We start from the raw sequence: 19239 nt of genomic DNA on the forward strand, positions 1-19239 counted from the left end.
CCGTGCACAACCGCGACCGCGACGCGCTGCTCCACACCCCCGCCGATCCGCCTCACCCCCCCCCCCACCCCCCCCCCCCCCCCGCCCACCCCCCCCCCCCCCCCCCCCACTCCCCCCCCCCCCCCCCCCCCCCCCCCCCCCCGCGGCTACCGCGAGGCGGCCGCCGCGGCCGATGCCTGGGCGGCGCCGCGGGCGAGGACGCGCTGGAAGACGTACGTGGCCACATCGCGCCCCGCTTCCAGCGCCCCGGTGTCCGAGGTGGGCACGGACGTGCCGTCGGTGTAGCCGGAGACCGTGAAGTAGGCGTAGCGGCCCTCGGAGTTGGTGGTCAGCCGGCATGCCTTGCCGCGGCAGAAGGTCGGCACGCCGCCGCCCGAGAGCGAGGCGATATTGCCCTTGGCCTGCTCCTTGGCTTTGTCCGCCGCGGCCTTGGTGTCGAAGACCGCGACCCCGGCGGTGACCGCGACGCCGCCCTTGACGTAGGTGACGCGGATGACCTTGCGGCAGCCGTTGCCGTTCAGGACGGAGCCGAGCGCGCCCTGGGTGGCGGCGGCGCAGTTCGCGGTGGAGTCGGTGGCGGCCTTGGCGTACGTATGGCTGCCCTTGGCGATCTTCTTGCCGGGGAAGAGGGTGTCCGCGGAGAGCGGCGCGGTGTCCTTCGCGGCGCTGGCGATGAAGTCCCGGGGGTCCGGCGGGGGCGGCGGCGCGACATCGGAGAAGGTCGGCTCGGGGGTGGCCGTGGAGCTCGGCAGGTTCTGCGGGGCGGGCAGGCCGTTCGCGGGCTTGTCCCGGTGCGAGCTGGCGACCGCGGTCGCCACGATCGCCGCGACGGCGGCCGTCGCGAGGACCCCGCCGCCGAGGAGGTACCACTTGCGGCGCCGGCCGCGCACCGCGGTGTCGTCGGCGAGCGCCGCCCAGTCCGGCGTCGGGCCCTGCCCCGGCAGCCCCCCTGGCGGGTCCGGCTGTCCCGGATACGGCGGCGGGCCGGGCGGCCGGCCCGGCTGCTGCGGTGGCTGAGATCCCCCCGGGGCCCCGTACGGCCCTCCCTGCCCAAAGCTCATGGCGCGCATCTTATGGGAGGGCGGCCGGAACGCGCCCGCACGCGGACTGGGGACGGCGCACACCGCGCAGGGCGCGGCCCCGGCACGTAAAAGCGGTTGGTCGCGCCCCCGGCGAGCGGCGAGAATCGGTGACCATGGGACATGTGGAAGCGGGACATCTTGAGTACTACCTTCCGGACGGGCGGGTGCTGCTCGGTGATGTGTCGTTCCGGGTCGGCGAAGGCGCCGCGGTCGCGCTGGTCGGGGCCAACGGCGCGGGCAAGACGACGCTGCTGCGGCTGATCTCCGGGGAGCTCCAGCCGCACGGCGGCGCCGTGACCGTCAGCGGCGGGCTCGGCGTGATGCCCCAGTTCGTGGGCTCCGTACGGGACGAGCGGACCGTGCGCGACCTGCTCGTATCCGTCGCGCAGCCGCGCATCCGGGAGGCGGCGGAGGCCGTCGACCGGGCCGAGCACGCGATCATGACCAGCGACGACGAGTCCGCCCAGATGGCGTACGCGCAGGCGCTCGCCGACTGGGCCGAGGCGCGCGGGTACGAGTCCGAGACCGTCTGGGACATGTGCACCATGGCCGCGCTCGGCGTCCCCTACGACCAGGCCCAGTGGCGCGAGGTCCGCACCCTCTCCGGCGGCGAGCAGAAGCGGCTCGTGCTGGAGTCGCTGCTGCGCGGCACGGACGAGGTGCTGCTCCTCGACGAGCCCGACAACTACCTCGACGTGCCCGGCAAGCGGTGGCTGGAGGAGCGGCTGCGCGAGACGAAGAAGACCGTGCTCTTCGTCTCCCACGACCGCGAACTGCTCGCCCGCTCCGCCGAGAAGATCATCAGCGTCGAGCCGGGCCCGGCGGGCAGCGACGTCTGGGTGCACGGCGGCGGCTTCGGCTCGTACCACGAGGCCCGCAAGGAGCGGTTCGCGCGCTTCGAGGAGCTGCGCCGGCGCTGGGACGAGAAGCACGCCCAGCTCAAGAAGCTGGTGCTCAACCTGCGGCAGGCGGCCTCGATCAGCCACGAGCTGGCCTCCCGCTACGCCGCCGCGCAGACCCGGCTGCGCAAGTTCGAGGAGGCGGGCCCGCCGCCCGAGCCGCCGCGCGAGCAGGACATCACCATGCGCCTCCAGGGCGGGCGTACGGGCGTCCGGGCCGTGACCTGCCGGCAGCTGGAGCTGACCGGGCTGATGAAACCGTTCGACCTGGAGGTCTTCTACGGGGAGCGGGTCGCGGTCCTCGGCAGCAACGGCTCCGGGAAGTCGCACTTCCTGCGGCTGCTCGCCGGTGACGGCGTCGCCCACACCGGGGAGTGGAAGCTCGGCGCGCGCGTCGTCGCCGGGCACTTCGCGCAGACGCACGCCCACCCCGAGCTGGAGGGGCGGACGCTGCTGGACATCCTGTGGACCGAGCACGCCAGGGACAAGGGGCAGGCGATGTCCGCGCTGCGCCGCTACGAGCTGGAGAAGCAGGCCGAACAGCGGTTCGAGAAGCTCTCCGGCGGGCAGCAGGCCCGCTTCCAGATCCTGCTCCTGGAGCTGTCCGGCACGACGGCGCTGCTGCTGGACGAGCCGACGGACAACCTGGACCTGGAGAGCGCGGAGGCGTTGCAGGAGGGGCTGGAGGCGTACGACGGCACGGTGCTGGCGGTCACCCACGACCGCTGGTTCGCCCGCACCTTCGACCGCTATCTGCTCTTCGGCGCGGACGGGCTGGTGCGGGAGGTCCCGGAGCCGGTCTGGGACGAGGCCAGGGTCGCGCGGAAGCGCTAACCGGGGCCGTACGGTGGGGGAGCAGGGCGCTCAGAGGTGCGGTTTTGACCCGGATGGGGGCGGCCCGGTATTCTGCTAGTTCGTTATGCGTATTGGCTTGGTCGTTCTCACGCGAGGGGCCCTTACGCCGGTCCACCGGGCCGATGACCAGCGGCAGGCTCTCGGGTTGCGTCCCCGTAGCGCCGCCAAGGCTGTCGTGATCGTCCGGGTGGTCCAGTACAGGACCCGTCCCCTCGGTCCTCGCGGACTCGGGGAGACCCCATCACTGAAGAAGCGAAGGCTACGACCGTGCGTACGTTCAGCCCCAAGCCCGGCGATGTCCAGCGCCAGTGGCACATCATTGACGCGCAGGACGTTGTCCTGGGCCGTCTGGCCACTCAGGCCGCGTCCCTCCTCAGGGGCAAGCACAAGCCGGTGTACGCGCCGCACGTTGACACTGGTGACTTCGTCATCATCATCAACGCCGACAAGGTGCACCTGTCCGGCAACAAGCGGACCCAGAAGATGGCCTACCGGCACTCGGGTTTCCCGGGTGGTCTGCGCTCCGTCCGCTACGACGAGCTGCTGGAGAAGAACCCCGAGAAGGCCGTCGAGAAGGCCATCAAGGGCATGATCCCCAAGAACACCCTCGGCCGTCAGATGCTGTCGAAGCTGAAGGTCTACGCGGGCGCCGAGCACCCGCACGCGGCCCAGCAGCCGGTCCCGTTCGAGATCACCCAGGTTCAGCAGGGCTAGTCCCGGCCACCGCCGACCAGCAGAAAGTATCTGAGGAGAATCGTGGCTGAGACCACCGCCGAGACGCCCGTCGAGGAGATCACCGAGGACTTCGAGGGCAACGCGACCTTCGAGTCCGAGGAGACCGAGTACACGAGCGAGTCTCTCGCGTCCCGCTTCGGCGACCCGCAGCCGGCCGCCGGCCTGGGCCGTCGCAAGAACGCCATCGCCCGCGTCCGTATCGTTCCGGGCACCGGCCAGTGGAAGATCAACGGTCGCACCCTTGAGGGCTACTTCCCCAACAAGGTGCACCAGCAGGAAGTCAACGAGCCCTTCAAGGTGCTCGAACTCGACAACCGCTACGACGTCATCGCCCGCATCTCGGGTGGCGGCGTCTCCGGCCAGGCCGGCGCCCTGCGCCTGGGCGTGGCCCGTGCGCTCAACGAGGCGGACGTGGACAACAACCGCGCCACGCTGAAGAAGGCCGGCTTCCTGAGCCGCGACGACCGTGCGGTCGAGCGCAAGAAGGCCGGTCTGAAGAAGGCCCGTAAGGCCCCGCAGTACAGCAAGCGCTAATCACGCGGCTTTCGCTGCTCCCGCCTGCGCCCCGGCGGCACTCTCCGTGCCGCCGGGGCGTTCGGCTATCGGCGGCCGGCGGCGTATACCTGGTCTTCGGGCCCCGGTCATGGGTCCGTCACCTTTCCGCGCCTTGCGCACGCCCTTTTCCCCGGGGGTCGGCCCCCGCACCCCCACGCAATCTCGGAGGACACCAGTGGGACGACTCTTCGGTACGGACGGTGTGCGCGGTGTCGCCAACGCCGATCTGACGGCGGAGCTCGCGCTCGGCCTGTCGGTCGCCGCGGCGCACGTACTCGCCGAAGTGGGCACGTTCGAGGGACATCGCCCGGTGGCGGTGGTCGGGCGTGATCCGCGAGCGTCCGGGGAGTTCCTGGAGGCCGCCGTGGTGGCGGGCCTGGCGAGCGCGGGCGTGGACGTGCTGCGGGTCGGCGTGCTGCCGACGCCGGCCGTCGCCTATCTGACCGGTTCGCTCGGCGCGGACCTGGGCGTGATGCTCTCCGCCAGCCACAACCCGATGCCCGACAACGGCGTCAAGTTCTTCGCCCGCGGCGGCCACAAGCTCGCCGACGAGCTGGAGGACCGCATCGAGCGCACGTACCACGCGCACGAATCCGGCGAGCCCTGGCAGCGGCCCACCGGCGACGGCGTCGGCCGGGTCCGCACCTACGACGAGGGCTTCGACAACTACGTCGCCCACCTCATCGGCGTGCTCCCCAACCGCCTCGACGGCCTCAAGGTCGTCATCGACGGCGCGCACGGCGCGGCCGCCCGGGTCTCCCCGGAGGCGTTCGCGCGGGCGGGCGCCGAGGTCGTCACCATCGGCACCGACCCCGACGGCCTCAACATCAACCACGAGTGCGGCTCCACGCACCTGACGAAGCTGCGCGAGGCCGTCGTCGAGAACGGCGCCGACCTGGGCGTGGCGCACGACGGCGACGCGGACCGCTGCCTGGCCGTGGACGGCTCCGGCGCGGAGGTCGACGGCGACCAGATCCTCGCCGTTCTCGCCCTCGCCATGCGCGAGGCGGGCACGCTGCGCGAGAACACCGTGGTCGGCACCGTGATGTCCAACCTCGGCTTCAAGCTGGCCATGGAGCGCGAGGGCGTCCAGCTCGTCGAGACGGCGGTCGGCGACCGGTACGTGCTGGAGGAGATGAAGCGGCACGGCTACGCGCTGGGCGGCGAGCAGTCCGGGCACGTCATCGTGCTCGACCACGCCACGACCGGCGACGGGACGCTGACCGGGCTGATGCTGGCCGCCCGGGTCTCCGCCACCGGCCGTTCGCTCACCGAGCTCGCGGGCGTCATGGAGCGGCTGCCGCAGGTGCTCGTCAACGTGCGCGACGTCGACAAGTCGCGGGTGACGACCTCCCCGGAGCTGGCCACCGCGGTCGGCGACGCGGAGCGCGAACTGGGCGCGACGGGCCGGGTGCTGCTGCGGCCCTCCGGTACCGAGCCGCTGGTACGGGTGATGGTGGAGGCCGCGGACATCGAGCAGGCGCGGACCGTGGCGGGCCGGCTGGCGGACGTGGTGAAGTCGGCGCTGGGATAACCGCCGGCCCCGCGTACGTCAGGCGGCGGAGCGCTCACGCTGCTTCGCCCAGAAGAACTTCTGGGCGAGGAGCGTGAGCGTGCCGGCGAGGACGATCCCCGCGAGGTTCAGCAGCAGCTGCTGCACCGAGCCGCGCATCTGGGAGAAGTCGCCGTAGCCGAGCGCGACCGCGGCGTTGGCGGCGGCCGGCACGGTCGTTACCGAGATCGCCACGCCCACCAGCGCGCCGGACTTCGCGGACGTCAGCGAGAGCACCCCGGCGACCCCCGCCAGGAACGCGACCACGAACGAGAACAGGTCCGGCTGCCAGATGAAGGCGGTGTTCGGCCGCACCCCCTCGACCTGTGCCTGGTGGAACAGCCCCACCGCGTCCATGAAGAGGCTGAAACCGGTCGTCAGCAGCAGCGCCACCGCGAAGCCCGCGACCAGCGCGATCAGCGAGCGCCACGCGAGGCGCGGGGCCCGCTGCACCAGCGCCGTGCAGATTCCGGCCAGCGGCCCGAACTCCGGGCCGACCGCCATCGCGCCGACGATCAGGATCGCGTTGTCGAGCACCACACCGCAGGCCGCGATCATCGTCGCCACCGTCAGGAACACCAGATAGGTGACCGACAGGGTGGACTCCTCGTGCGTGGCCTCCTCCAGGTGCTCCCACACCACGGCGTCCGCGCCCTCGCCCGGCGCCTCCCGCTCGGCCCTGTCCGCCTGCCGGGACAGCGTCAGCTCGATCTCCTCGACCGCGATCGAACCGCAGTCGGGGATGCCGATGGCGCGCAGCTCCTGGAGCAGCCCGTCCGCCGCCTCGCGCGCCACGTCGCACAGCACGACGTCGCCCTCGGGGGCCCGGGCCGCGCCGGTCAGCACGGCCAGATGCGCGGTGCCGACCGTACGCTCGACGAGCCGCACCACCTCGTTGGTGCGGTGGGCCGGGATCATCATCCTCATGTGCAGCACTGCCGGGCTCCCGGGCTGGTCGAGTTCGGGGTCGGGGTCGAGATCGAGTTCGGGGTCGAGGTCAGAGCTTGCGCAGCGACAGCCGCCGCACCTTGTGGTCGGGGCCCTTGCGCAGGATCAGGTTCGCGCGGCCGCGGGTGGGCGCCACATTCTCCAGCAGGTTGGGCTTGTTGATGGTGCGCCAGTTCCGCCGTGCGTAGTCGAGCGCTTCCTCCTCGCCGACCTGGGTGTACTTGCGGAAGTACGAGGAGGGGTCCTGGAAGGCGGTGGCCCGCAGCTTGCGGAAGCGGGCGTAGTACCACTGCTCGATGTCCTCGGGCCGCGCGTCCACGTACACGCTGAAGTCGAAGAAGTCGGCGAGGCCGACGCGGGTGCGGCCGTCCTTGCCGGGCAGCGCGGGCTGGAGCACGTTGAGGCCCTCGATGATGAGGATGTCGGGGCGGTGCACGGTCAGCCGCTCGCCCGGCACGATGTCGTAGATCAGATGTGAGTAGACGGGCGCGGTCACCTCGTCCATGCCCGCCTTCACATCCGCCACGAAGCGCGTCAGGGCGCGCCGGTCGTACGACTCCGGGAACCCCTTCCGCGACATCAGGCCCCGCCGTTGCAGCTCGGCGTTGGGCAGCAGGAAGCCGTCGGTGGTGACCAGCTCCACGCGGGGGTGCTCGGGCCAGCGCGCCAGCAGCTCCCGCAGGAGGCGGGCGGTGGTGGACTTGCCGACCGCGACGCTGCCCGCCACGCCTATGACGAAGGGGGTGCCGGGCTGCGCGCCGTGGCCGTCGCCGGCCTCGCCGAGGAAGGTGTTGAGGGTGCCGCGCAGCCGGCTGGTCGCCCCGACGTAGAGGTTGAGGAGGCGGGAGAGCGGCAGATAGACGTCCCGTACGTCGTCGAGGTCGATGACGTCGCCGAGCCCGCGCAGCCGCTCGACCTCTTCGGCGGTGAGCGGCAGCGGCGTGTTCTCGCGCAGGGCGCTCCACTGCGCGCGGGTGAGGTCCACGTACGGGGTGGCGTGGTGGCGGAAGTGCGAGTGACTCTGAGTGGGCGGCACGGGCCCATTGTGCGCGGGTGGCGCGGGCGGCTCCGCGCTGGGTACGGGCCACCGGCGGGCTGGGGCGCGGGGCGGGGTGTGTGGGAGGGGTGTGGGCGCGGCGTGGGCGGGGTGCCCGGGATACGGCGGATGGGGTGCGGGCGGGGCGTCCGGGATACCGGCGGGTGGGGCGATCGGGACGCCGGCGGGTGGGGTGGTTGGGGCGTCCGGGGCGCCGGGTGAAATCCATTCGCTGGACATTCGGTCCGCTTGTGTACATGTCGTGTACGTGCTCTGTACGTACTGGTGAGTCACCGTTACGTTCCAGGCTCTTGGCCCGTACGACCTGGGGATTGTGTGTCTGTTCTGGATCTTGTTTTACGTCGTAGGACCCGGTCGTCCGCAGGGCGTGAGGAGTTCGCGCACCGCGTCTGCGGCGAGCTGAGCGCGGAGCTGCCGGACGAGGACCTGGGCGAGGACCTCTCCGACGCGCTCGAACGCTATGAACTGGGCTCCAAACCGCGCTGCGAGGAGGTCGAGTACCTCGACCTCGTGCAGGACGCGATAGACCGGGTGGCGCGCGGGCACTGATCCGGCGGAGCGTGCCGGGGACGGCCGGGCCGTACGCTGCCTGCATGTGCGGAATCGTTGGATATGTGGGAGGGCGGCCCGCCCTCGATATCGTCATGTCCGGGCTGAAGAGGCTCGAATACCGGGGCTACGACTCGGCCGGTGTCACCGTCCTCGCGGACGGCCGGCTCGCGGCGGCGAAGAAGTCCGGCAAGCTCGCCAACCTGGAGAAGGAGCTGGCCGCCCGCCCGCTGCCGTCCGGCACCACCGGCATCGGCCACACCTGCTGGGCGACGCACGGCGCGCCGACGGACGCCAACGCCCACCCCCACCTGGACGATTCGGGGCGGGTCGCCGTCGTGCACAACGGCATCATCGAGAACTTCGCCGCCCTGCGCGAGGAGTTGGCCGAACGCGGGCACGTGCTCGCCTCGGAGACGGACACCGAGCTGGCGACGGCGCGCGGCAACGAGGTCGACCAGCCGCGGAACCTGGCGAAGTCGGTGACCGTCGAGTGATCATCGGGGTCGGGATCGACGTAGCGGAGATCGAGCGTTTCGACGCGGCCCTGCGCCGCACGCCGGGGCTCGCGGCGCGGCTCTTCGTGGAGCGGGAACTGTGCCTGCCGAGCGGCGAGCGCCGTGGCGCCGCGTCGCTGGCGGCGCGCTTCGCGGCCAAGGAGGCCCTGGCGAAGGCCCTGGGCGCGCCGGGCGGGCTGCTGTGGACGGACGCCGAAGTGGTGACGGAGGAGAGCGGCCGGCCGGTGCTGTCGGTGACGGGGACGGTGGCGGCGCGGGCGGAGGAGCTGGGGGTGCGGGGGTGGCATGTCTCGCTCAGCCATGACGCCGGGGTCGCTTCCGCTGTGGTGATCGCGGAGGGGTGACGGGGGCGCGGGGCGGGGCGGGGGCTTGGGGGTGCCGGTGCCGGGTGCCGGGTGCCGGGTGCCGGGCGGGTGCGGCTGCGGGAGTGGGCGGGTGCGGGTCGGCGGTGGGTGCGGGGGCGGGGGCTCCGGGGCAGGGGTCCGGGACCGCATATTTACGGGCCGGCCAGCGGTGTTGCCAAGGCTGACCACTCCCGTCAGCCGACCCGCAAATACACGTCAGCGTCCCGAACCCCTACCCCTGCGCCCCCGCCCCCTCCCGTCACCGCCCCGCACCCACCCGTGTCCCGGGAGGGGGCGTTTATTGCTCGCGCCCGGAGGGTGGGGGAGGGGTGTGCCTCCCCGGGCCCTTCTTGGAGTGCGCCTCCCCGCACGTGGCGGGAGGGGACGTGTGGGGTTTGCCTCTTGGGGCTGGTCGCCGAGTGGTGGGCTTTCCTTTTGCCGGGTGTCGCCGATGGCAGTGGGTGCGGGAACGGTCCGCATGGCTATCGCGTGTCGGCGCCGGTGGGCTTCGCGTTGTGGGGGTGGGAGCCGTGCATACCGTGGGCGTGAGGGGAGCGGTGATCCTATGACGACAGGGTCGGACGAGGGTGGGAATACCCATGACGGGCAGGGGCCCGCGGACGGGCAGTAGATGAGCGGGCGCGAGGTGGCCGGGGCCGGGCCTGAGGGGCTGGCCTCGGTGCTCGGGGAGAAGGGCGCGCTGACGTCGGACTGGCGCTCCGCGTTCGACGCGGTTCCGCGCCACGGGTTCGTGCCGGAGGTGATCTGGCCGGGGCGGGCCGGTATGAATCGGCAGAGTGACCGGGTGGTCCGCTCCGAGGAGCCCGACGTGTGGTGGGAGGCGGTCCATCGGGACGCGCCGATCACGACGCAGTGGGACGACGGGGCGTACCGCGGGCCGGGCAAGGGCCGGGTTCCGTCCTGCTCCAACTCCATGCCCAGCATGGTCTTCTCGATGCTCGACGCCCTTGCCGTCCGGGACGGGCACCGGGTACTGGAGATCGGTACGGGCACCGGCTGGAACGCGGCCCTGCTCTCCCACCGGCTGGGCGCGGATCAGGTGGTCACGGTGGAGGTGGACCCGGCCGGGGCCGAGGAGGCGCGGGCCCGCCTGGAGGCTGTCGGGCTCGTGCCCACGGTGGTGGTGGGGGACGGGGCGCGGGGGTGCGTGGACCGTGCGCCGTACGACCGGGTGATCGCCACGTGCTCGGTCGGCCGGGTGCCCCTCGCCTGGGTCGAGCAGACCAGGCCCGGCGGGGTGATCGTCGCCCCCTGGGGGCCCGTGTACGGCGGGGAAGCGGTCGCGCGGCTCACGGTCGGCGACGACGGCACCGCGTCCGGCCGTCTCACGGGGTCCTCCGCCTTCATGCGGTTGCGTGAGCAGCGGATGCGGCGCGTGCATGTGCGCGAGTACCTCAAGGGGCGCCCGTGGCCCGCCGGCGGAACCAGGTCCGTGACGGAGCTGTCACCGGAGGAGGTGGGGGACTGGGCGCGTATGTTCGCCATCGGCGTCCAGGTGCCGGAGGCGTTTCCGTGGATGGAGGAGTACCCGGACGGTTCGTACACGCTGTGGCTCCGGGACACGGCTGTCACCTCGTGGGCGACGGCCGACTACGAAGAGGGCCGGAGCGGCTACGAGGTCGTACAGGCCGGACCCCGGAAGCTGTGGGACGAGGTCGAGGCGGCGTTCCGGTGGTGGGAGGGGCGGGGGCGGCCCGGCGTCGGTCGTTTCGGGCTCACGGTGGCGGGGAACCGGCAGACCGTCTGGCTGGACTCCCCCGAGCACCCCGTCCCCGTCCGAGGGGCGTAAGCCCTGGCGTCAGGCCGTCACATCCCGCCAAGCCGCCGTCAGCGCGGAGGCGGCCTCGACCGAGGTGATGGGGCGGGGGCCCAGGTGGCGGGCGGCCAGGCCGTGGAGGTAGGCGCCGGTGGACGCGGCGTCGTGGGGGGACAGGCCCGCGGCCAGGAGGGAGCCCGTCACGCCGGAGAGGACGTCGCCGCTGCCCGCCGTCGCCAGCCAGCCGGTGCCGGTCGGGTTGGCGCGTACGGGGTGGGCGCCGGTGGCGACCAAGGTGGTGGAGCCCTTGAGGAGGGCGGTCGCGCCGTAGCGGTCGGCCAGGGCCCGTACGGAGGCCAGGCGGGCCGACTCCACCTCCTCGCGGGTGGTGCCGAGGAGGGCGGCGGCCTCGCCCGCGTGCGGGGTCAGGACGGTCGGCGCGCGGCGCGCCCGTAGCTGTTCGGCGGGCGGCAGCAGGTGCAGGCCGTCCGCGTCGACCAGGACCGGGACGTCCGAGCCCAGGACCTCCGCCACCGCCCGGTGGGCGTCCTCGCCGTCGCCGATGCCCGGGCCGATGATCCACGCCTGTACCCGCCCGGCCTTCTTCGGCGGCCCGGCCGAGACGAAGCATTCGGGGAACCGCGCGATCACCGCGTCCGCGCCCGGGCCGACGTAGCGGATCGCTCCGGCGCCGCCGCGCAGGGCGCCCGCGACGGTCAGTACGGCCGCTCCCGGGTAGCGGGCGGAGCCCGCCACGACGCCGACGACGCCCCGCCGGTACTTGTCGCTCTCCGCCGCCGGGCGCGGCAGCAGCGCCGCGACGTCCGCGTGCTGGAGCGCCTCGATGTCGGGCTCGGGCAGCCGCAGACCGATGTCGACCAGGCGGAGCGCGCCCGCGTGCTCGTGCGCCGGGTCGATGAGCAGCCCCGGCTTGTACGCGCCGAAGGTGACCGTGGCGTCGGCCCGTACCGCCTCGCCCGCCACTTCGCCGGTGTCCGCGTCCACGCCGCTCGGCAGGTCGACCGCGACGACCGTGCCCGTCGCGGCCCGCACCAGGGCCCGCGCGTCCGGGCGGAGCCCGCCCTTGCCGCCGATGCCGACGATGCCGTCGACGACGAGGTCGGCGCGGGACACGGCGCCCGCGCCGCCGGCCGCCGTCAGCACCCGGCCGCCGGCGGCGCGCAGGGCGGCGAGGCCGCCGGGGTGCGTACGCTCCGGGGCGAGCAGTACCGCGCTCACGCCCGCGCCCCGCCGGGCGAGCCGCGCCCCGGCGTACAGGGCGTCGCCGCCGTTGTCCCCGCTGCCGACGATCAGGGCGACGCGCGCCCCGTACACGCGGTCGAGCAGTCCGGCGCAGGCGGCGGCGAGTCCGGCGGCGGCGCGCGCCATGAGGGCGCCGTCCGGCAGCCGTGCCATCAGCTCGTGTTCGGCGGCCCGTACCTTCTCCACGCTGTAGCCAGTCCTCATGGCCCCAGTGTCCGCGACCCCGGCGGGCGCGCCAGTGCGGTGCCCCTCTCTCCGCGGGTCATCTGGTGCGGGGAGGCCGCGGACTGGGTATCCGGAATGGGTGTCGGCACCACGCGTCCGGAACGGAAGCAGATCTTCACCGCGCTCCTGGGAGTGCTGCACAGCAGAGCGGCCTGAGACACTGGCAGTGATGAATGAGACACAGATGCGCGCTCGTGCCGTTGTCGACCTGGCCGCGCTGCGGGACAACGTACGCGCGCTGCGCGCTCGTGCGCCCCGTGCCGAGCTGATGGCCGTGGTCAAGGCCGAGGCGTACGGCCATGGCGCGGTGCCCTGCGGCCGCGCGGCCCGCGAGGCCGGTGCGGCCTGGCTGGGGACGGCCACGCCGCAGGAGGCGCTCGCCCTGCGCGCCGCCGGCGACCGGGGGCGGCTGATGTGCTGGCTGTGGGCGCCCGGCGACCCCTGGCGCGAGGCCGTCGAAGCGGACATCGACGTCTCGGTGAGCGGGCTGTGGGCGCTGCGCGAGGCGGAGGCCGCGGCCGTAGCGGCCGGCCGGGTCGCGCGCGTCCAGCTGAAGATCGACACCGGCCTCGGGCGGAACGGCTGCCAGCCCGCCGACTGGCCGGGCCTGGTCGGCGCGGCGCGCGCCGCCGAGCAGCGCGGCACCCTCAAGGTCACCGGCCTGTGGTCGCACTTCGCCTGCGCGGACGAGCCCGGCCACCCCTCCATCCAGGCCCAGCTCACGGTCTTCAAGGACAGCGTCGGCCACGCCGAGGCGCGGGGTCTCGACCCGGAGGTGCGGCACATGGCCAACTCCCCGGCGACCCTGACCCTCCCCGAGTCGCACTTCGACCTCGTACGGCCCGGCATCGCCGTGTACGGCATCTCGCCCTCCGCCGAGACCGGCGCCCCCGCCGACTTCGGCCTGCGGCCCGTGATGACGCTGAGCGCCTCGCTGGCCTCCGTCAAGCGCGTACCGGGCGGCCACGGCGTCAGCTACGGCCACAAGTACGTCACCCCCGGCGACACCACCCTCGCCCTCGTCCCCCTCGGCTACGCCGACGGCGTGCCCCGCGCCGCCTCCGGCACCGGCCCCGTGCTGATCTCGGGGAAGCTGCGGACGATCGCGGGCCGGGTGGCCATGGACCAGTTCGTGGTCGACCTCGGCGGGGACGACGCGGCGGTCGGCGACGAGGTGGTGCTCTTCGGTCCGGGCGACCGGGGCGAGCCGACCGTCGAGGACTGGGCGCTGGCCACCAACACCATCGGATACGAGGTCGTCACGCGCATCTCCGCGCGCGTACCGCGCGTCTATGTCGGTGAGAGCGATGCCACGGGGGGCGAAGCATGAACGATGCGACGAGCGGCGCGGCCGAGGCCGCGGCCACGGGACTGACCTGGGGCTGGAAGCGCGGCGCGGGAGTGGCGGGCGCGGCGATAGGCGTCGTCGCGGCGGGCGCGGCGGCGGGCGTCGCCCTGGAACGGCTCACGGTCGGCCGCGGCATGCGGCGCCGGGCCCGCCTCGCACTGGACTCCACGGGCCCGTACGGGACGCTGCGCGGCACGCCCGGCACGGCCGTCGCCGAGGACGGCACCGAGCTGTACTACGAGGTGGACGAGGCCGCGCCGGACGGCGCCGCCGACGGGACGTCGCTGCGCGAGCGGCTGTTCGGGCGGCGGTCGTCGCGGCGGCCGGTCACCGTCGTCTTCTCGCACGGCTACTGCCTCGGGCAGGACGCCTGGCACTTCCAGCGGGCCGCCCTGCGCGGCGCCGTGCGCGGCGTCTACTGGGACCAGCGCAGCCACGGCCGTTCCGAGCGCGGCCGGTCCCAGCGCGAGGACGGCGCGCCCGTCTCCATCGACCTGCTCGGCCGGGACCTGAAGGCCGTCATCGACGCGGCGGCGCCCGAGGGGCCGCTGGTGCTGGTGGGGCACTCGATGGGCGGCATGACGATGATGGCGCTGGCCGCGCAGTACCCCGACCTGGTCGCCGAGCGCGTCGTCGGGGCCGCCTTCATCGGCACCTCGGCGGGCAACCTCGCCGACGTCAACTACGGGCTGCCGGTCGTCGGGATGAACGCCGTGCGCCGCGTGCTCCCCGGCGTGCTGAAGGCCCTGGGCTCGCAGGCCGACCTGGTGGAGAAGGGGCGGCGGGCGACCGCGGACCTCTTCGCGGGCGTCATCAAGCGCTACTCGTTCGGGGCGAAGGACGTGGACCCGGGGGTGGCGCGGTTCGCGGAGCGGCTGATCGAGACGACCCCCATCGACGTCGTCGCCGAGTTCTACCCGGCCTTCGCCGAACACGACAAGATCGAGGCGCTGTGCGCCTTCGACCACATGCCCGTCCTCGTCCTCGCGGGCGCGGGCGACCTGATCACCCCGAGCGAGCACAGCGAGGCCATCGCGGCGGCGCTCCCCGACGCGGAGCTGGCCCTGGTGCCGGACGCCGGGCACCTGGTGATGCTGGAGCACCCGGAGGCCGTCGATGACCGGCTGGCGGAGGTGCTCGCCGCGGTGGGCGCGGGGGAAGCGCTCTCCTCGCGGGCGGCCTCGGGCGAGGGCACGGAACGCGGCTGAGGGGGGCTTCCGCGGGGCGCTCCTCCACGGGGCCCTTCTACGGGGCCCTTCCACAGGCGGGGCGCGGCGCCGTGTCCGTACGGTCCTGGCGTCCGTACGGTCCTGGCGTCCTGACGTCCGTACAGGCTGCCTCGCCGACGGCGCAGGGCTCGGGATCACGGCGCCGCGGCCCGTACCATCGGCCGGTATGAACGTCCCGCACACCGAGCCCGTGGCCGCCACCGCACAGATCACCGTCAAGACCCCCGAGGGCATGCGCGAGTTGGGTCGCGGCCTCGCCGCGCTGCTGCGCCCCGGCGATCTGCTGCTGCTCACCGGCGAGCTGGGGGCGGGCAAGACGACGCTGACCCGCGGCCTGGGCGAGGGGCTCGGCGTGCGCGGCGCCGTCACCTCCCCGACCTTCGTGATCGCGCGCGTGCACCCGCCGCTGGGGGAGGGCCCGGCGCTGGTGCACGTGGACGCGTACCGGCTGGGCGGCGGCCTCGACGAGATGGAGGACCTCGACCTGGACGTCTCGCTGCCGGAGTCGGTGGTGGTCGTGGAGTGGGGCGACGGGAAGGTCGAGGAGCTGTCGGAGGACCGGCTGCACATCGTCATCGACCGGGCGGTGGGCTCGGCTCCGGCCCCGGGCGCGGCCCCCGGCGAGGATGAGGACGATGGCGACGACGTACGTGACGTGACGCTGACCGGCGTGGGCGCGCGGTGGGCGGGCGTGGACCTGGGGGCTCTGGCGGGCTGAGTCCGTACGGCGGGGTGGTTGATGCGGTTGATGCCGTTGGTAAGGCGGGCGGCGGGCGGTACGCCGGATTCCGCGGGTAGGTCACCGCTCACATTCCGACAAGCCGTCGGGAAGATGTTGCGCGCGCGGTGTCGCGCGTGGTCACATGGATATAGAGAGCCGGTTAGGTGTACCTAACCCAGACCTGTCCGCCCCAGCAGCCCCAGGAGGCATCCATGTCGGCCCCAAAGCCCGCAGCTGCCGTGGCAGCCCGGCGTGACGAGAAGAAGCGGCAGCCCTCGATGGGCGACCTGCTGGCGTCCTGCGCCGCGGCCAGCGCGGTCTCCACCCCGCCGACGGCCCCGCTGCCCGCCGCCGTCCCGGAGGCGGATTCGGCCTGCGCCGAGGCGGACGCCCAGGCTGAGGCCGGGCCTCACGCCGCGTAGCCGGAGCGGCCCGCGCGGGCGCGTCCGGCACGGCGGTCCCGCCCGGCGTTAGCCCGAATGGGGGAACCGCCCTACGGGACCACGACCACCTTCACGCCGACCTTGGCGAACTTCCACATCGCGGCGCCGTCCGCCCGCTGCTCGCGCACCGCGCCCGTCTTCTTCGGCGCGTTCGGATTCGGCGTCGAGCCGTCGAGCGCCGCGCTGAAGCCGAAGACGACGCTGCCCTCCCCGATGTGGAACTGCACGATGTGCTCGACCGGAACGCCGTCCGAGCCGGTGAGCTTGGCCGTGCGGCCCCTGGGCGGGACCTGGTACGTGCCCGGTTCGGGGCTCACCGAGCTCGGCGCGACCTCGAACGTCCGGGTCGCCTGCTCGTTCTCTCCCACCAGCCACACGCGCTTCGCCTTGAGCGAGTAGACGACCCGCAGCCCGGTGCCGGACGAGGCCGGAATGGCGGTGGACGCCTTCTCCTTGCCGCCCTTGTCCTTCCCTTTGGCCTTGTCCTTGTCCTTGGCGGAGGGAGAGGAGTGCGCGGCGCCGGCCTTCGCCGGGTTGTCCGGCGCGGCCGATGCCTGGAAGGCGAGGAATCCGACCACGGCGAGTGCCGCCGCGGTGAGCCCGGCCACGACCGGCCCCGAGCTGCTGCGTGCCACGCTGCGCACCCTTTCGTCCTGACGTACGACTTTGCGGCTGACCGTAGCACCCGGCAGCCGCCCCGCCGCGACGTCGGCGTGGACCGGCCGCACCGGCCCCCCGCCTGCCCTGGCCCGCCCCGCTCGCCCCCGCCGCCCCGGGCGGGCGCGGCCCCCGGTCGGGGAACCGGGGGCCGCGCCGCGCGCCGTAGGCTGTATGTGTGCTGCTGCTCGCTCTTGATACCGCCACCCCCGCCGTCACCGTCGCGCTCTACGACGGGGACGGCGGCACCGTCGTAGCCCAGTCGAACCAGGTGGACGCCCGGCGCCACGGGGAGCTGCTGCTCCCCGCCGTCGACCGTGTGCTGGGCGAGGCGGGCGTCCGGCTGTCCGCCGTGACCGGCCTCGTCGTCGGCGTCGGCCCCGGCCCGTACACCGGGCTGCGGGTCGGCCTGGTGACGGCCGCCTCCTTCGGCGCGGCCCTGGGCATCCCGGTGCACGGACTGTGCACGCTCGACGGCATCGCCTACGCGGCCGGGCAGACGGGCGAGCTGGCCGGGGAGTTCGTGGTGGCCACCGACGCCCGCCGCAAGGAGGTCTACTGGGCGCGCTACGCCGACGCCCGTACGCGCCTCGGCGAGCCCTCCGTCGACCGCCCCGCCGACATCGCGGACAAGATCACGGGTCTGCCGGCCGTCGGCGCGGGCGTGCTGCTCTACCCGGACGCCTTCGGGGACATACGGTCCGGCCTGCCCCAGCACCAGTCCGCCGCCGCGCTGGCCGCCCTCGCCGCCGAGAAGCTCGCCGCGGGCGAGGAGCTGCCGGCCCCGCAGCCGATGTACCTGCGCCGCCCGGACGCCAAGGTGCCGGCCAACTACAAGGTGGTCACGCCCCGGTGACCGCCTCCCCTGCCCCGGTGACCGTGCGTGAGATGCGCTGGTGGGACCTTGGCCAGGTACTGCCGCTGGAGCGCGAGCTGTTCCCGGACGACGCCTGGTCCAAGGGGCTGTTCTGGTCCGAGCTGGCGCACGCGCGCGGCCCGGGCGCCAACCGCCGCTACGCGGTGGCCGAGGACGCCGAGGGCCGCGTCGTCGGCTACGGCGGGCTCGCCGCCAACGACGGCACCGGCGACATCCAGACCATCGCCACCGCCCGCGACCACTGGGGCACCGGCCTCGGCGCCCGCCTGCTGACCGAGCTGCTCGCCGCCGCCACGGCCTTCGAGTGCCACGAGGTGCTCCTCGAAGTCCGCGTCGACAACGACCGCGCGCAGCGGCTGTACGAGCGCTTCGGCTTCGAGCCCATCGGCGTGCGCCGCGGCTACTACCAGCCCGGCAACGTGGACGCCCTCGTCATGCGCCTCACCGGCCCGCCCGCACCGCCGTCCTACGGCGAGGACGGGCCCGCGGGGACGTCGACGCCGACCGCCTCATGACCGGCGGCGCGCCCGCCGGCGCCCGGCCGCGCGCCTTGGTCTGACGCCGCCGCGAGGCCCCGGGCGCCACCCCGCGCCCGTACCCCGCCCGAAGCTCCGTCGGCGGGCGGGGGAGCCCGTCAGGGCCGTCAGGCGTACTCCTCCGCCGCCTCGACCGCGGCCCGTAGGCCCTCGGGGACCGTGATCCCGAAGTCGGCGGTCAGCGCCCGTACCGTCTCGTCCGCGCCGGTCAGCTTCCGCCCCTCGCGGGCGCCGTCCGGTGCGGTCTCCTCGATCGTGTCGCCGCGCAGCGCCAGGTGGCCGTCCGCAGTGGTGCGCTGGGCGGTCAGCACGCGGGAGAAGGGGGAGCGGGGGTTGGTGGCCACATGCCAGTTGATCACCTCGATGTCCGCGTGCACGACCGGCTCAAGGGTGAAGGCGTACTGATCGGCCCACGCCCCGGCCTCCCGGGCCTGGAGGACCCACAGGTCCAGCGGCCCGTCGTGCTCCTCCCGCACCAGGCGGTGGCGGCGCGGCCCGGCCCGAAATTCGGTGTCCGCGACGAACGGGATCGCTTCGAGCAGACCGGTGACGCTGCCGAAGCCGACGTCGGCGAGGTAAGGGCGCTCCTCGCCGGGGACGCGCACGAGCAGCAGCATGTGGGTGCGCGGCCGTACGGCGGCGGGGTTCCCGACCCGTACCCGCGCCGTGAGCAGCGTGACCTGGAAGCCGAGGGACCTGAGCGCCGCCGCGAAGAGGGTGTTCTGCTCGAAGCAGTAGCCGCCGCGCCCGCCGCGCACGAGCTTCGCCTCCAGATCGGGCAGGGCCAGCGAAGGGGCCGAGCCGAGCAGGGCGTCCAGATTCTCGAACGGGATGCCGTGGAGGTGCGCGCTGTGCAGGGACCGCAGCGCCGCCGCGGTCGCCCGCCGCTCGCCGGTCCAGCCGGTACGGGCCAGATAGGCGTCCAGGTCGAGGCTCGGCGCGTCCGGTGCGTCCGGCGCGCTCGTGGCGGTCGCGGGGTTCTCGGCGGTCCCAGCGGTCCCAGCGGTCCCGGCGGTCGTCGTGCTCGCGGTGTCAGAAATCGGTGGCATGCGTACGACCGTACGGAAGT

General features: G+C 73.7%; 19 protein-coding genes and 1 pseudogene. 14 read left to right on the forward strand and 6 right to left on the reverse strand.

The annotated features are described in order from the left end of the window. Nucleotides 1-146 precede the first annotated feature (146 nt). The gene (locus tag AC07AB_RS24780; RefSeq protein ID WP_478570600.1) at nucleotides 147-1061 is read right to left on the reverse strand and encodes a hypothetical protein; all 915 of its coding nucleotides are present in this window, start codon (nucleotides 1059-1061) and stop codon (nucleotides 147-149) included. A gap of 134 nt (nucleotides 1062-1195) precedes the next feature. On the opposite strand from AC07AB_RS24780, the gene AC07AB_RS24785 reads away from it, so the two are divergent. From AC07AB_RS24785 to glmM, 4 genes are all read left to right on the forward strand, one after another. Continuing rightward, nucleotides 1196-2815, forward strand: coding sequence for an ABC-F family ATP-binding cassette domain-containing protein (locus AC07AB_RS24785; RefSeq protein ID WP_478570603.1), 1620 nt, complete (start codon nucleotides 1196-1198; stop codon nucleotides 2813-2815). A gap of 288 nt (nucleotides 2816-3103) precedes the next feature. After that, nucleotides 3104-3550 carry a 50S ribosomal protein L13 gene (gene rplM / locus AC07AB_RS24790; RefSeq protein WP_363131890.1) on the forward strand — a complete coding sequence of 149 codons (447 nt, stop codon included), beginning with the start codon at nucleotides 3104-3106 and terminating at the stop codon, nucleotides 3548-3550. 42 nt (nucleotides 3551-3592) lie between these two features. Then, a complete protein-coding gene (gene rpsI, locus AC07AB_RS24795) occupies nucleotides 3593-4105 on the forward strand; it encodes a 30S ribosomal protein S9 (RefSeq protein ID WP_478570606.1) in 513 nt (170 codons plus the stop codon). 196 nt (nucleotides 4106-4301) lie between these two features. After that, nucleotides 4302-5660 (forward strand): phosphoglucosamine mutase, encoded by a 1359-nt coding sequence (gene glmM, locus AC07AB_RS24800; protein WP_478570608.1) that lies wholly within the window; start codon nucleotides 4302-4304, stop codon nucleotides 5658-5660. A gap of 18 nt (nucleotides 5661-5678) precedes the next feature. Here glmM and AC07AB_RS24805 read toward each other — a convergent pair whose 3' ends face one another. Further along, nucleotides 5679-6614 carry a DUF389 domain-containing protein gene (locus AC07AB_RS24805; RefSeq protein ID WP_478570611.1) on the reverse strand — a complete coding sequence of 312 codons (936 nt, stop codon included), beginning with the start codon at nucleotides 6612-6614 and terminating at the stop codon, nucleotides 5679-5681. Between the two features lie 61 nt (nucleotides 6615-6675). After that, nucleotides 6676-7662 carry a type I pantothenate kinase gene (gene coaA / locus AC07AB_RS24810; protein ID WP_478570613.1) on the reverse strand — a complete coding sequence of 329 codons (987 nt, stop codon included), beginning with the start codon at nucleotides 7660-7662 and terminating at the stop codon, nucleotides 6676-6678. A gap of 336 nt (nucleotides 7663-7998) precedes the next feature. On the opposite strand from coaA, the gene AC07AB_RS24815 reads away from it, so the two are divergent. From AC07AB_RS24815 to AC07AB_RS24830, 4 genes and pseudogenes are all read left to right on the forward strand, one after another. Next, the gene (locus tag AC07AB_RS24815) at nucleotides 7999-8232 is read left to right on the forward strand and encodes a hypothetical protein (protein ID WP_478570616.1); all 234 of its coding nucleotides are present in this window, start codon (nucleotides 7999-8001) and stop codon (nucleotides 8230-8232) included. A 44-nt stretch (nucleotides 8233-8276) separates the two neighbouring features. Further along, a pseudogene (locus AC07AB_RS24820) lies at nucleotides 8277-8663 on the forward strand (glutamine--fructose-6-phosphate transaminase (isomerizing)); the annotation flags it as partial. A gap of 62 nt (nucleotides 8664-8725) precedes the next feature. After that, nucleotides 8726-9094, forward strand: a complete 369-nt coding sequence (locus AC07AB_RS24825) for a holo-ACP synthase (protein ID WP_478570619.1) — start codon at nucleotides 8726-8728, stop codon at nucleotides 9092-9094. Nucleotides 9095-9725: 631 nt separating this feature from the next. Beyond that, nucleotides 9726-10904, forward strand: a complete 1179-nt coding sequence (locus AC07AB_RS24830; RefSeq protein WP_478570621.1) for a methyltransferase domain-containing protein — start codon at nucleotides 9726-9728, stop codon at nucleotides 10902-10904. A gap of 9 nt (nucleotides 10905-10913) precedes the next feature. On the opposite strand, the gene AC07AB_RS24835 is transcribed toward AC07AB_RS24830, so the two are convergent. Further along, complete coding sequence (locus AC07AB_RS24835; RefSeq protein ID WP_478570624.1) at nucleotides 10914-12338, reverse strand: NAD(P)H-hydrate dehydratase; 1425 nt, start codon at nucleotides 12336-12338, stop codon at nucleotides 10914-10916. Nucleotides 12339-12528: 190 nt separating this feature from the next. On the opposite strand from AC07AB_RS24835, the gene alr reads away from it, so the two are divergent. From alr to AC07AB_RS24855, 4 genes are all read left to right on the forward strand, one after another. After that, entirely contained in the window at nucleotides 12529-13689 is a 1161-nt protein-coding gene (gene alr / locus AC07AB_RS24840; RefSeq protein WP_478570626.1) for an alanine racemase, read from the forward strand. After that, entirely contained in the window at nucleotides 13686-14915 is a 1230-nt protein-coding gene (locus tag AC07AB_RS24845) for an alpha/beta fold hydrolase (protein ID WP_478570628.1), read from the forward strand. The genes alr and AC07AB_RS24845 overlap by 4 nt, the downstream gene beginning before the upstream one ends. A 187-nt stretch (nucleotides 14916-15102) precedes the next feature. Beyond that, complete coding sequence (tsaE, locus tag AC07AB_RS24850) at nucleotides 15103-15654, forward strand: tRNA (adenosine(37)-N6)-threonylcarbamoyltransferase complex ATPase subunit type 1 TsaE (RefSeq protein WP_478570631.1); 552 nt, start codon at nucleotides 15103-15105, stop codon at nucleotides 15652-15654. A 215-nt stretch (nucleotides 15655-15869) separates the two neighbouring features. Next, on the forward strand, nucleotides 15870-16079 hold the full coding sequence (locus AC07AB_RS24855; RefSeq protein WP_478570632.1) for a hypothetical protein: 210 nt from the start codon (nucleotides 15870-15872) through the stop codon (nucleotides 16077-16079). Nucleotides 16080-16150: 71 nt separating this feature from the next. Here AC07AB_RS24855 and AC07AB_RS24860 read toward each other — a convergent pair whose 3' ends face one another. Further along, nucleotides 16151-16735, reverse strand: coding sequence for a hypothetical protein (locus tag AC07AB_RS24860; RefSeq protein WP_478570635.1), 585 nt, complete (start codon nucleotides 16733-16735; stop codon nucleotides 16151-16153). Between the two features lie 200 nt (nucleotides 16736-16935). Here AC07AB_RS24860 and tsaB point away from each other — a divergent pair, with 200 nt between their 5' ends. Then, on the forward strand, nucleotides 16936-17613 hold the full coding sequence (tsaB, locus tag AC07AB_RS24865; RefSeq protein WP_478570638.1) for a tRNA (adenosine(37)-N6)-threonylcarbamoyltransferase complex dimerization subunit type 1 TsaB: 678 nt from the start codon (nucleotides 16936-16938) through the stop codon (nucleotides 17611-17613). A 32-nt stretch (nucleotides 17614-17645) separates the two neighbouring features. Then, nucleotides 17646-18149: a ribosomal protein S18-alanine N-acetyltransferase gene (gene rimI / locus AC07AB_RS24870; RefSeq protein WP_478571081.1), complete on the forward strand. Its 504-nt coding sequence runs from the start codon at nucleotides 17646-17648 to the stop codon at nucleotides 18147-18149. A gap of 128 nt (nucleotides 18150-18277) precedes the next feature. Here rimI and AC07AB_RS24875 read toward each other — a convergent pair whose 3' ends face one another. Then, nucleotides 18278-19219 carry an arylamine N-acetyltransferase family protein gene (locus AC07AB_RS24875; RefSeq protein ID WP_478570640.1) on the reverse strand — a complete coding sequence of 314 codons (942 nt, stop codon included), beginning with the start codon at nucleotides 19217-19219 and terminating at the stop codon, nucleotides 18278-18280. Nucleotides 19220-19239 lie beyond the last annotated feature (20 nt).

The sequence above is a fragment of the Streptomyces sp. NPDC044033 genome (assembly GCF_056434425.1).